12 protein-coding genes are annotated in these 11,427 nt (G+C 71.9%); 4 read left to right on the top strand and 8 right to left on the bottom strand.

Annotated elements, in window-relative coordinates:
- Nucleotides 1–37 precede the first annotated feature (37 nt).
- The 4 genes from iolD to U4012_RS25990 all read left to right on the top strand — a co-directional run bounded on the left by iolD (nt 38) and on the right by U4012_RS25990 (nt 4,341).
- On the top strand, nt 38–1,921 hold the full coding sequence (gene iolD / locus U4012_RS26005; RefSeq protein WP_321802151.1) for a 3D-(3,5/4)-trihydroxycyclohexane-1,2-dione acylhydrolase (decyclizing): 1,884 nt from the start codon (nt 38–40) through the stop codon (nt 1,919–1,921).
- A 61-nt stretch (nt 1,922–1,982) separates the two neighbouring features.
- A complete protein-coding gene (gene iolE, locus U4012_RS26000; protein WP_124523020.1) occupies nt 1,983–2,912 on the top strand; it encodes a myo-inosose-2 dehydratase in 930 nt (309 codons plus the stop codon).
- Nucleotides 2,913–2,943: 31 nt separating this feature from the next.
- Nucleotides 2,944–3,762, top strand: a complete 819-nt coding sequence (gene iolB / locus U4012_RS25995) for a 5-deoxy-glucuronate isomerase (RefSeq protein ID WP_044846099.1) — start codon at nt 2,944–2,946, stop codon at nt 3,760–3,762.
- Nucleotides 3,763–3,846: 84 nt separating this feature from the next.
- Nucleotides 3,847–4,341 (top strand): heme-degrading domain-containing protein, encoded by a 495-nt coding sequence (locus tag U4012_RS25990; RefSeq protein ID WP_124488948.1) that lies wholly within the window; start codon nt 3,847–3,849, stop codon nt 4,339–4,341.
- Nucleotides 4,342–4,364: 23 nt separating this feature from the next.
- Here the strand turns inward: U4012_RS25990 and U4012_RS25985 are convergent, their stop codons facing one another.
- The 8 genes from U4012_RS25985 to U4012_RS25950 form a co-directional block, all read right to left on the bottom strand.
- A complete protein-coding gene (locus U4012_RS25985; protein WP_124488947.1) occupies nt 4,365–5,111 on the bottom strand; it encodes a glucose 1-dehydrogenase in 747 nt (248 codons plus the stop codon).
- A gap of 161 nt (nt 5,112–5,272) precedes the next feature.
- Nucleotides 5,273–5,977, bottom strand: coding sequence for an ABC transporter ATP-binding protein (locus tag U4012_RS25980; protein WP_321802150.1), 705 nt, complete (start codon nt 5,975–5,977; stop codon nt 5,273–5,275).
- Nucleotides 5,974–6,723, bottom strand: coding sequence for an ABC transporter ATP-binding protein (locus U4012_RS25975; protein WP_044846103.1), 750 nt, complete (start codon nt 6,721–6,723; stop codon nt 5,974–5,976). The genes U4012_RS25980 and U4012_RS25975 overlap by 4 nt, the downstream gene beginning before the upstream one ends.
- Nucleotides 6,720–7,946 (bottom strand): branched-chain amino acid ABC transporter permease, encoded by a 1,227-nt coding sequence (locus U4012_RS25970; protein ID WP_321802149.1) that lies wholly within the window; start codon nt 7,944–7,946, stop codon nt 6,720–6,722. The genes U4012_RS25975 and U4012_RS25970 overlap by 4 nt, the downstream gene beginning before the upstream one ends.
- Nucleotides 7,939–8,874, bottom strand: coding sequence for a branched-chain amino acid ABC transporter permease (locus U4012_RS25965; protein WP_044846105.1), 936 nt, complete (start codon nt 8,872–8,874; stop codon nt 7,939–7,941). Before U4012_RS25965 ends, U4012_RS25970 begins: the two co-directional genes overlap by 8 nt.
- Nucleotides 8,875–8,887: 13 nt before the next feature.
- Complete coding sequence (locus tag U4012_RS25960) at nt 8,888–9,325, bottom strand: acyl-CoA thioesterase (protein ID WP_044846106.1); 438 nt, start codon at nt 9,323–9,325, stop codon at nt 8,888–8,890.
- 155 nt (nt 9,326–9,480) lie between these two features.
- Nucleotides 9,481–10,017 (bottom strand): NUDIX domain-containing protein, encoded by a 537-nt coding sequence (locus tag U4012_RS25955; protein ID WP_321802148.1) that lies wholly within the window; start codon nt 10,015–10,017, stop codon nt 9,481–9,483.
- Nucleotides 10,018–10,139: 122 nt separating this feature from the next.
- A complete protein-coding gene (locus U4012_RS25950) occupies nt 10,140–11,417 on the bottom strand; it encodes a YbfB/YjiJ family MFS transporter (RefSeq protein WP_321802147.1) in 1,278 nt (425 codons plus the stop codon).
- Nucleotides 11,418–11,427 lie beyond the last annotated feature (10 nt).

Raw genomic sequence — 11,427 nt, 5'->3', positions numbered from 1 at the left:
CCGTGATGACCACCCGATTCCTCCTGATCGACAGACGATGACCACCACCGTGAGACTGACCGTCAGCCAGGCGCTCGTGCGCTACCTGGCCGCCCTGCGCGCCGAAGTCGTCCAGCCGGACGGCCGCACCGAAATCCTGCCGTATTGCGGCGGCGTGTTCGCGATCTTCGGCCACGGCAACGTGGCCGGGCTCGGCGAAGCGCTGCATGCCGAAAAAGACCGGCTGCCGACGTTCCGCGCGCACAACGAGCAAGGAATGGCGAATGCGGCCGTCGCGTTCGCGAAAGCGAACTTCCGCCAGCGAATGATGGCCGCGACGTCGAGCATCGGCCCCGGCGCGACCAACATGCTGACCTCCGCGGCGCTCGCGCACGTCGGCCGGCTGCCGCTGTTGCTGCTGCCCGGCGACGTGTTCGTGTCGCGGCTGCCCGACCCGGTGCTGCAGCAGGTCGAGGACTTCGAACAGGGCGACGTCAGCGCGAACGACTGCTTCCGGCCGGTGACGCGCTACTTCGACCGGATCACGTCGCCCGAGCAGCTGCTGGTCGCACTGCCGCGCGCGATCCAGGTGATGACCGACCCCGCGCAGTGCGGCCCCGTGTGCCTCGCGCTGCCGCAGGACGTGCAGACCTTCGCTTACGACTGGCCGGAGGATTTCTTCGCGCCGCCGGTGATCCGGATGCGCCGCCCGCCGGCCGACGCGCTCGAACTCGCGGATGCGCTCGACGTGTTGAAAGCGGCGAAGAAACCGCTGATCGTCGCCGGCGGCGGCGTGCTGTACAGCCAGGCGTGGGACGCGCTGCGCACGTTCGCCGACACGCACGGCGTGCCGGTCGCCGAATCGCAGGCCGGCAAGGGCAGCCTCGCGTGGGACCACCCGCTGAACCTCGGCTCGATCGGCGTGACGGGCTCGCCCGCCGCGAACCGCGCGGCCGCGCAGGCCGACGTGGTGTTCGCGGTCGGCACGCGCCTGCAGGACTTCACGACCGGCTCGCACGCGCTGTTCGGCAATGCGACGCTGCTGAGCCTGAACGTGCAGCCGTTCGACGCGGGCAAGAAGCGCGGCCGGCAATTGATCGCCGATGCGCGCACGGGCCTCGGCCAGCTGTCGGCCGCGCTCGCGGGCTGGCGCGCGGATGCGGCGTGGACGGCCGCGAACCAGGATCAGGCCGCCGCGTGGAACGCGCGCGTGACCGAGCTGACCACGCGCGTGCCGAAGGACACCCTGCCGTACGACGCGGAAGTGATCGGCGCGGTGCGCGACTCGGCGGCCGACGCGGGACGCGACAGCGCGCGCGACGATCTCGTCGTGTGCGCGGCCGGCACGCTGCCGGCCGAACTGCACAAGCTGTGGCGCAGCGGCGTGCCGGGCAACTACCACATGGACTACGCGTACTCGTGCATGGGCTACGAGGTCGCGGGCGGCCTCGGCGCGAAGCTCGCGCGGCCCGAGCGCGAAGTGATCGTGATCGTCGGCGACGGCTCGTACATGATGCTCAACGCCGAACTCGCGACGTCCGTGATGCTCGGCCGCAAGCTCATCGTCGTGATCCTCGACAACCGCGGCTACGGCTGCATCGAGCGGCTGCAGATCAATTGCGGCGGCGCGAGCTTCAACAACATGCTCGACGACTGCGTGCCGGAAGGCGGCGAACGCTCGACGATCGACTTCGCGATGCATGCGCGCTCGATGGGCGCCGAAGCCGTGCACGTGCGCGACGTCGGCGAGCTGCGCAGCGAAATGAAGCGTGCGCGCGCAGCGAAGACGAGCCAGGTCATCGTGATCGACACGACGCACGAGCGCACGACCGCGGACGGCGGCGCGTGGTGGGAAGTCGCGGTGCCGCAGGTATCCGCGCGCGCCGGTGTCGAACGCGCGCACCGGACGTATCTCGACGAGAAAACCCGGCAGCGGCGCTGATCCGTTTCCCCATTCAATCCGCCGCTCCGCGAAAACAACATTCGAACCAAGGAAGCACGTCATGAGCTGGAACGTTCGCATCGGTATCAATCCCCTGTCGTGGATGAACGACGACCTGCCGTCGCTCGGCGGCGAGACGCCGCTCGAGACGGCACTGAAGGAAGGCGCCGAAATCGGCTACGCGGGCTTCGAGCTCGGCAACAAGTTTCCGAAGACGGGCCCCGAGCTGAAGGCGAAGCTCGCCGAGTTCGGGCTCGTGTGCGTGTCGGGCTGGTATTCGGGATTTCTGGCGGAAGTCGCGCCGGGCATGAGCGACGCCGATGCCGTCGAGGCCGAAATCGAGCGCTGCCGCGCGCACATGACGAAGCTGCAGTTCAACGACGTGAAGGTCGTGGTGTACGGCGAATGCGCGGGCACGATCCAGGGCAGCATCGACACGCCGGTCGCCAAGCGCCCGCGTTTCGTCGACGATGAAACCTGGCGGCGCTATGCGGCGCGCCTCGACGCATTCGGCGCGCACCTGCTCGAGACCTACGGGATCAAGCTCGCCTACCATCACCACATGGGCGCGTACGTCGAATCGCCGGACGACGTCGACCGGCTGATGGCGCTGACCGATCCCGCGAAGGTGTTCCTGCTGTTCGACACGGGCCACGCGTATTTCGGCGGCGCGGCCGATCCGGTCGCGCTGCTGAGGAAGCACGTGGCGCGCGTCGTGCACGTGCACTGCAAGGACGTGCGGCCGCAGGTCGTCACGCAGGCGCGCAACGGCGGCTGGAGCTTCCTGAACGGCGTGATCAACGGCACCTTCACGGTGCCGGGCGACGGCGCGCTCGATTACGAAGCGACGCTGCGCACGCTGAAGGACGCCGGCTACGAAGGCTGGCTCGTGGTCGAGGCCGAACAGGACCCGGCCGTCGCGCCGAGCTATCAGTATGCGAAGAAGGGCTACGAATCGCTGCGCGCGATCGTCGACCGGTTGAGCGCGTAAGCCCCGTCATCTCATCGAGGAACCTCACGCCATGACGATTTCTCCCCTGCTGGTCAAGGCATCCGCCGACCGCGAAATCTGCAACGTGACGCCCGAGTCGGCCGGCTGGAAACACGTCGGCTTTCGCGCGCTGCGCCTGAAGGCCGGCGACACCGAAACGCTCGACACGGGCACGCGCGAACTGTGCGTCGTCGTGCTCACGGGCACGCTGCGCGCGCAAGTAGACGGCGAGACCTACGACGCGCTCGGCAAGCGCGACAGCGTGTTCGAGGAAGTGTCGCCGGACGCACTGTACGTGCCGGGTGGCAAGACCGTCACGCTGGTGGCGACGCGCGACGCGGAAGTCGCGCTGTGCACCGCGCCTTACGCGAGCGGCGACAAGCGCGTGCAGCGCCTCGACGGCGAACGGATGCGGCGTGCGGTGCGCGGGCAAGGCACCAACACGCGCTACGTATGCGACATCCTGATGGGCGACAACCCGGCCGCGGACCGGCTGCTGGTCGTCGAAGTGATCACGCCCGCGAGCCACTCGAGCAGCTATCCGCCGCACAAGCACGATCGCGACGCGGCGCCCGACGAAACGTCGCTCGAGGAAACCTATTACCACCGGATCGATCCGCCGCAGGGTTTCGCGTTCCAGCGCGTGTACACGGACGACCGCAGCCTCGACGAGGCATGCGCGGTCGAGAACCACGACGTCGTGATGGTGCCGCGCGGCTATCACCCGGTGGTCGCGCCGCACGGCTACAACCTGTACTACCTGAACGTGATGGCCGGGCCGAGCCGCGCGTGGGCGTTCAAGAACGACCCCGCGCACGAGTGGATGCTCGACGCGGCGCCCGGGCGCTGATGCATTGACGCGCTGAACGATCGACGGCCGGCGCGCGACGCAGGACGCGTGCACGGGCCGAACTTGCGACGACACGGAGCTGCCATGCCGATCCCCTTCCCGCGCTGCGCGCCCATGCCCTTCGGCGACACGGCCTCAACGCCTATGCTGGCGCACTTCGATGCCGACGTCGCGCGCCGGCTCGGCGACATCGCGGTCAATCTCGCGTCGCGCCGCGGGCTGCCGATCGCGGTCGGCATCGTCGGCGAAGCCGCACCGCTGTTCTATTGCGCGCTGGACGGCAGCCGCGCCCGCGACAGCGACGCGATCCGCCGCCGGCAGAACACGGTGTTGCGCTTCGGCGTCAGTTCGCTCGAGGTCGGCGCGCGCTTTCGCCGCGCCGGCTGGTCGTTGCAGTCGCAGGGATTGTCGGATGCCGACTATGCGCTCGACGGCGGCGGCGTGCCGCTGCGGCTGGCCGACGGCGGCATCGTCGGCGCGATGGCGATCGCCGGGCTCGACGACGAACGCGATCATGCGCTCGTCGTCGAGAGCCTGCGCTGGCATGTCGGCGCGAACGCGCTCGCGATGATCGCGTAGCGGGCGCGCGCCGGCTCGCGCGGTCAGTGCAGCCCGCCGCTCGCGACGAGGCGCTCGCCGGTCAGCCAGCGCGCATCGTCCGATGCGAGGAACACCGCGACCGACGCGATGTCGTCCGGCTCGCCGAGGCGGCCGAGCGGCGTCTGGCTTTGCACCTGCCGGTCGAGGTCCGAACCGATGATGCCCGCGCTGTGCGTGCCTTCGGTCACGATCATGCCCGGGTTGATCGCGTTCACGCGAATCTTGCGCGGGCCGAGTTCGAGCGCGAGCACGCCGGTGATCGCGTCGACGGCGCCCTTGGTGCCGCTGTACACGGCGCTCGCGGGCGGCGTGATGCTCGTCACCACCGAGCTGATGTTGATGATGCTCGCGCCTTCGCCCAGATGCTTGACGGCGGCCTGCGTCGTCAGCAGCACGCCGAACACGTTCGTGTCGAACTGCCGACGGTAGTGCTCTTCGGTGATCGCCTCGATCGGCGCGAATTCGTACACGCCGGAATTGTTGACCAGCACGTCGAGACGGCCGTACGTCTCGATCGCCGTATCGACGATGCGCTGCGCGTCCGCTGCCTTCGACACGTCGCCGCCGACCGCGACCGCGCGGCCGCCCGCTTCGACGATCGCACTCACGACCGCGTCGGCGCCGGCCTTGCTGCTCGCGTAGTTGACGACGACCGACGCGCCTTCGGCGCCCAGCGCCTTCGCGATTGCGGCGCCGATCCCCTTGGAAGCGCCCGTGACGATCGCGACCTTGCCTGCCAGCTTGCTCATGATTTCATTCCTCAGTCGGAAGACTTCGATGGATGGGTACCGGTCGCGCCTGTCGCGGCGCACCGGCCTTGCTGGCAATCTTCGCGGTTCCGGCGGCCGCGATAAAGCGGCTCGACACGAATTGACTGGCGAGGTTTGCCGAACAATCGGCCGACGGACGGTCAGCCGGCGCTCAGCCACGTGCCGACGACGTCGCCGGCGAGCCCGTCGAGCGCGCCGTCGTAGACGATCCGCCCGCGCCCCATTACCGCGACGCGCTGCGCGAGCCGCGGCGCGAGCTGCAGCCGCTGCTCGATCAGCAGGATCGCGACGCCGTCGTCCTGCAGCGCGGCAAGGCAGGCGCCGACTGCGTCGACCGCGAGCGGCGCGAGCCCTTCGGCCGGTTCGTCGACGATCAGCACGCGCGGGCGGCCGGCGAGCGCGCGCACCAGCGCGAGCACCTGCTGCTCGCCGCCCGACAGCCGCCCGGCCTTCACGTCGGCCCGCGCGCCCAGCAGCGCAAAGCGCGCGAGCAGCCGGTCGAGCGCGGCACGTTCGGCCGCGCCGCGCAGGCCGCGCAGCCCGAGCCGCAAGTTGTCGCGCACGCTCAGCAGCGGAAATACGTCGCGGCTTTCGGCGACGTACGCGACGCCGCGCCGCGCGATCTCGAACGTGCGCGCGCCCGCGCATTCGGCGCCGGCGATGCGCACCGAGCCCGCGGTGCGCACGAGCCCCATCACGGCCTTCGCGAGCGTCGAGCGGCCCGCGCCGTTGCGGCCGAGCAGCGCGAGCGTCTCGCCCGGCGCGAGCGCGAGATCGACGCCGTCGAGCACGGGCTGCCGCCCGTACCACGCGCGCAGGCCGCGGATGTCGAGCAGCGCGCTCATGCACCCTCGCCGAGATAGGCGGCGCGCACGGCCGGGTCCGCGCGGATCGCGTCGGGCGCACCGGTCGCGACCACCGTGCCGCGCACGAGCACCGTGATGCGCTCGGCGAAGCCGAACACCGCGTCCATGTCGTGCTCGATCATCAGCACCGTGCGGCCCTGCGTCGTCGCGCGGATCAGCGCGATCATCCGCGCCGCCTGGTCGCGGTTCATGCCGGCGGTCGGCTCGTCGAGCAGCAGCGTGCGCGCGCCGCTCGCGAGCGCGATGCCCAGATCGAGCGCGCGCTGTTCCGCATAGCCGAGTGCGCCGGCCGGCGCGTCGCGCCGCGCATCGAGACCGATGTCGTGCAGCACGCGCGCGGCCGCGCGATCGACCGAGGCCGATTCGCGCAGCCGGTTCCACCAGCGCCGCCGCTCGGCCGGCGCATGCAGCGCCGCGCAGCGCAGGTTGTCGAACACGCTCAGCCGCGCGAACGCGCTCGTCTGCTGGAAACTGCGGCCGATGCCGAGCCGGCTCGCGACGACCGGCCCGCGCCCGCGCAACTCGACACCGTGCAGCACGACGCGCCCGCGCGTCGGCCGCGTCGCGCCGGCGATCACGCCGAACAGCGTCGACTTGCCCGCGCCGTTCGGCCCGATCAGCGCATGACGCTCGCCGGCCGCGATGCTCAATTCGATGCCGTCGAGCACGGTCTGCGCGCCGAAACGCTGCACGATCCCGTGGAGCGCGATCGCGTTGCCGTTCATCGCCCGTCCTCCCACGTGCCGTGCCGGTGGTTCAGCAACCGCGCGCGCCAGCCCCACAGCAGCGTGCCGATGCCGGCCGCCGAGGCCGCGACGGCCCAGCCCGCCGGCGAATCGGCGTCGATGCCCCACGCGCCGAACGCGATGCCGGTGCCGTCGTCCTGCGCGAAACGCCACGCATAGCCGAGCTCGGCCGCGCAGACGATCGCGACGCCCCAGAACACGCACGCGCCGCCCCCGCACAACAAGCGCCACCGCTCGGCCGCCGGCGCGCCGCGCCGCAATGCATGCGCGAACGCTTGCGCGATGCCCGCGATCCCGCGCGGCGCGGCGACGACGACCGCGACGAACAGCACGCCGAGATACAGCGCCCATGCGCGCGACACGCCCGCGACGACGACGCTCAGCGCGGTCAGCACCACCGCGCCGGCCGCCGGCCCGAAGAACGTGCCGGTGCCGCCGATCACCGCGGCGATCAGCACGGTCGCCGAACGCGCCATCGACACGCTGTCGGGCGTCGCGATCTCGACGTCGATCAGCGTCAGCGTGCCCGCGATGCCCGCGAAGAACGACGCGCAGGTGACCATCGCGAGCCGCACGCGGCGCGGCTCGGTGCCGAGTGCGGCGACGCGCGCAGGGTTGTCGCGCACCGCGTTCGCGAGCCGGGCGAGCGGCGTGCGCGTCAGCGCGTGCATCGCCAGCGCCGACACGATGCACCATGTGGCGATCACCGCGTAGGCCTGCGTTTGCGCACCGAAATGCCAGCCGCCCCAGGGCGCGCCGCTCGCGCGGTCGATCGGCACGCCGCCGACGCCGCCGAACCACGCAGGCACGCTCCACGCGGCCGCCGCGACGCATTCGCCGAGGCCGAGCGTGATCATCGCGAACACGGTGCCCGCGCGGCGTGTCGCGAGCAGGCCGGCCAGGAACCCGAAGCCCGCGCCGGCCGCGCCGCCGACGAGCGGCAACAGCGGCAGCGGCGCGCCAACACGATTGAACCAGTGCGCGGCGGCGAACGCGCCGAGCCCCGCGACGGCGGCATGGCCGAACGACAGCAGCCCGGTCGTGCCGAGCTGCAGGTTGTACGACAGCGCGAGCACGACGAGCGCGGCCGTCTGCGCGAGATAGCCGAGCACCGCGCCATGCGGCCACAGCCACGCGGGCACGGCCACGCACGCGGCGAACAGCACCCAGCGCAGCGCGCCGGCCCGCGCGCGGCTAGCCATCGACACGCTCGCCGAACAGCCCGCGCGGCCGGGCGACCAGCACCGCGACGAGCAGCAGGTACGGGACCAGCGGGGCGAGCTGCGCGATCGACACGGCCGCGACGCCGTCGGGCAGCGCGAGGCCCGCCCATCGCGCGAGGTCGCGCAGCGACGTGTCGCTGGACGCCGCGAAGGTCTGCGCGAAGCCGACCGCGAGCGACGCGGCGAACGCGCCGCCGAGCGAACCGAGCCCGCCGATCACGACGATCGCGAACACCACCGACCCGACGGTCTCGGCCAGCGCCGGCTCGATCACCGCGAGCGGCGCGCCGATCACGCCGGCCAGCGCCGCGAGCGCGGTGCCCGCGCCGAACAGCCCCGTCATCACGCGCGGCACGTCGTAGCCGAGCGCCTCGACGGCCGCGCGGTGCGTGAGCGCGGCGCGCACGACGAGGCCGAGGCGCGACGCGCGCAGCAGCGCGCCGAGCGCGGCCAGCATCGCCGCGGACATCGCCATCATGAAGAGCCGGTAGCGCGGCAGCGCGAGGCCGAACACGGTCACGGGCGCGCCGTCGAACAGCGGCGGCACCGGCGCCGGCAGCGGTGCGAGGCCCCACAGCAGTTTCGCGCCCTCGCCGATCAGGTACGCGAGCCCGAAGGTCAGCAGCAGTTCGCTCGTGTGCCCGTGCGCCTGCACGCGGCGCAGCAGGGCGCGCTCGCAGCCGGCGCCGAGCAGCCCGACCGCGAGCGGCGCGAGCCCGAGCGCGGGCCAGAACCCCGCGCGGGCCGCGATGCTGTAGCCGACATACGCGCCGAGCATGTAGAAGCTCGCATGCGCGAAGTTGAGCACGCCCTGCACGCTGAAGATCAGCGTGAGGCCGGCCGACAGCATGAACAGCAGCAATCCGTAGCTGAGGCCGTTGAACGCCTGGAGCGCGAACGCGTGCACCGCCGCGCGCCCGTCAGCCGGCGAGCGGTTCGAGCGCCGCGCGCAGCGCGTCCGGCAGCGGCACCGGGCGGCGCGTGCCGCGATCGACGTACACGTGCACGAAATGCCCCTGCGCGGCCGGCGCGGCTTCGCCCGCCGCGAACAGCCCGATCTCGTAACGCACGCTCGACGTGCCGAGCTTCGCGACGCGCAGCCCCGCGTCGACGGACTGCGGAAAGACGAGCGGCGCGAAGTAGTTGCACTGCGTCTCGACCACGAGCCCGATCGTCTGCCCGTGCTCGACGTCGAGCACGCCCGCGCGGATCAGGTATTCGTTCACGACGGTGTCGAAGTAGCTGTAGTAGACGACGTTGTTCACGTGCCCGTAGACGTCGTTGTCCATCCAGCGGGTCGTGATCGGCAGGAAGTGGCGGTAGGCGTCGCGCGGACGCGGCTGCGGCTTGTCGGACATGGCGATGGCGATGGCGGTGGCGGTGGGCGGTCAGGACGAGGAAGATGAAGCGCACGTCGCGCGGCGGCGGTGCGGAACGGCCCGCCGGCGAATGGCGAGGTGCCGCGCCGCGATCGTGCCCGGCGCGACGGACGACATGGCGGCGGCGCGGCCCGTCACTGCCCCGCTCGGTCGACGAATTCGAAATCGAGGCCGCGCGCGCGCATCCAGTCGGCGAGCGCGTAGCCGGTGCCGGCGCGCCACGGGCGCAGCAGCGGCGGATCGACGAGCCGGTATTCGAGCAGTTCCGGCGACAGCGCGACGGTGCCCGACGCGCGCACGTGGTACGCGATGATCAGTTCGTTCTTGCGGATGAATTCATAGACGCCGACCAGCGAGACCTGCTCGGCCTTCAGCGCGGTTTCCTCGAACACCTCGCGCGCGATGCCGTCCTCGGGCGTCTCGCCGTTCTCGAGGAAGCCGGTGATCAGCGCGAACATCCCTTCCGGCCAGGCCGCGTTGCGCGCGAGCAGGATCTTGCCGTCGAGTTCGACGATCGCCGCCACCACCGGCAGCGGGTTGTTCCAGTGCACGTAGCCGCACGTGTCGTCCGGGCAGGCCTGGCGGATGCGGCCGCCTTCGTGGTCGGGATCGGCGCGCTCGGTCAGCGGACGCGCGCAGCGCGGGCAAAAACGGTAGTCGGCGGTGGTCATCGATGGGGATCTGGCGAGCGCCCGGCGGCGGCCTGCCGGCCGCGTCGCGCGCCCGCTTGGCGCGGGAAAGGCCTCATTCTAGCGAGTTTGCCCGCGCCGCAGACGATCCGGCCCCGATGAGGTCAGGGTTGCATGCGGGGTTGCGCACGCCCGCGCGTGGCCGTCGCCGCGAAGCCGGCGGCACCGGCGAGCAACGCGCCTGCCGCGACCCACAGCGCCGGCGAGAACGACCCGAAGCGCGCGGTCAGCGGCGCGGCGACGAGCGGACCGAGAATCTGCCCGACCCCGTACGACGCGGTCGCATAGCCCATCAGCCCGGCCGCTCGCTCGCCATGCAGCCGCCGCGCCTCGCGCATCGCGAACAGCGTGATCGCGGTGAACGGCAGGCCGAGCAGCGCGCTGCCGACCGAGAAGCCGGCCGCGTTCGGCCAGACGATCCCCGCCGCGATCCCGAGCGCCTGCGTCGCGCAGCCGGCGGCGAGCAACAGCCGGTTGTCCCAGTGGCCGGGCAATCGCGACGCGGCGATCGCGCCGACGATCAGCGCCGCGCCGAACATCGGCCAGAACAGGTCGGGCCACGGCGAGCCTGCCGGCAGCGCAGCACGCGCGATCACCGGCAGGAACGTCGCGGTGATGATGTAGCCGAAGCCCGGCATCCCGTACAGCACGACGAGCCACGCGGCGTCGGCGCGATGGCGCCGTGCGTCGTGCGGTGCCGCGGCCGGCGCGGCCGGTCTCTCGCGCACGGCCGGCGCCGCGGCGCCCCGCGCGGCGGTTGTCGAGGCGGCCGGCCCCGGCGCGCTGCCGAACGTGCGCCAGATCGCGACCGACAGCAGCGCCGACAACGCCGCGAAGCCGAGCCAGCCGGGCGCCGCGCGATGGCCGGCGAGCGCGCTGCCGATCAGCCCGGTCAGCACGATCCCGACGCCCGGCCCCGCGTAGATCACCCCGCTCCACTCGGGCGCATGCAGTTCGGTGAGCCGCCGCAGCCCCCATTGCGACACGAACACGAACGTCCATGCGCTGACGACGCCCGCGACGAAGCGCACCACGAGCCACACGGAGAGCAGATGGCCGACGCCCATCGCCGCAGTCAACAGCACGGTGGCGGCCAGCCCGAAGCGCACCATCCGCGCGGGCGCGACCCGCACGGCCGCGCAACTGACCGCGCCGACGAAATAACCCGCGTAGTTCGCCGACGCGAGCCAGCTGCCGGCCTTCAGGCCGATCGAGCCATCGGCGAGCATCAGCGGCAGCAGCGGCGTGAACGCGAAGCGCCCGACGCCGAGCGCGACCGCCAGCCCGATCATGCAGGCGAGCGCGGCTGCGCGGGCGCGGCGGTCGGCGTCATCGGGCAGGTGTACGCCGGCGACGGCGCTCGGGGCATCGGAACGGGACATGGCGGCATGG

It is taken from the genome of Burkholderia sp. BCC1988 (assembly GCF_905339895.1).
GTDB lineage: Bacteria > Pseudomonadota > Gammaproteobacteria > Burkholderiales > Burkholderiaceae > Burkholderia.
This window is presented reverse-complemented; position numbering and strand designations above follow the sequence as displayed.

Bases quoted from the DNA above. Each gene is read 5' to 3' on its own strand.
- U4012_RS25960 (WP_044846106.1), bottom strand. From the start codon at position 9,325: ATGTCCGACAAGCCGCAGCCGCGTCCGCGCGACGCCTACCGCCACTTC.
- U4012_RS25955 (WP_321802148.1), bottom strand. From the start codon at position 10,017: ATGACCACCGCCGACTACCGTTTTTGCCCGCGCTGCGCGCGTCCGCTG.
- iolE (WP_124523020.1), top strand. From the start codon at position 1,983: ATGAGCTGGAACGTTCGCATCGGTATCAATCCCCTGTCGTGGATGAAC.
- U4012_RS25970 (WP_321802149.1), bottom strand. From the start codon at position 7,946: ATGGCTAGCCGCGCGCGGGCCGGCGCGCTGCGCTGGGTGCTGTTCGCC.
- U4012_RS25985 (WP_124488947.1), bottom strand. From the start codon at position 5,111: ATGAGCAAGCTGGCAGGCAAGGTCGCGATCGTCACGGGCGCTTCCAAG.
- iolD (WP_321802151.1), top strand. From the start codon at position 38: ATGACCACCACCGTGAGACTGACCGTCAGCCAGGCGCTCGTGCGCTAC.
- U4012_RS25980 (WP_321802150.1), bottom strand. From the start codon at position 5,977: ATGAGCGCGCTGCTCGACATCCGCGGCCTGCGCGCGTGGTACGGGCGG.
- U4012_RS25975 (WP_044846103.1), bottom strand. From the start codon at position 6,723: ATGAACGGCAACGCGATCGCGCTCCACGGGATCGTGCAGCGTTTCGGC.
- U4012_RS25950 (WP_321802147.1), bottom strand. From the start codon at position 11,417: ATGTCCCGTTCCGATGCCCCGAGCGCCGTCGCCGGCGTACACCTGCCC.
- iolB (WP_044846099.1), top strand. From the start codon at position 2,944: ATGACGATTTCTCCCCTGCTGGTCAAGGCATCCGCCGACCGCGAAATC.
- U4012_RS25990 (WP_124488948.1), top strand. From the start codon at position 3,847: ATGCCGATCCCCTTCCCGCGCTGCGCGCCCATGCCCTTCGGCGACACG.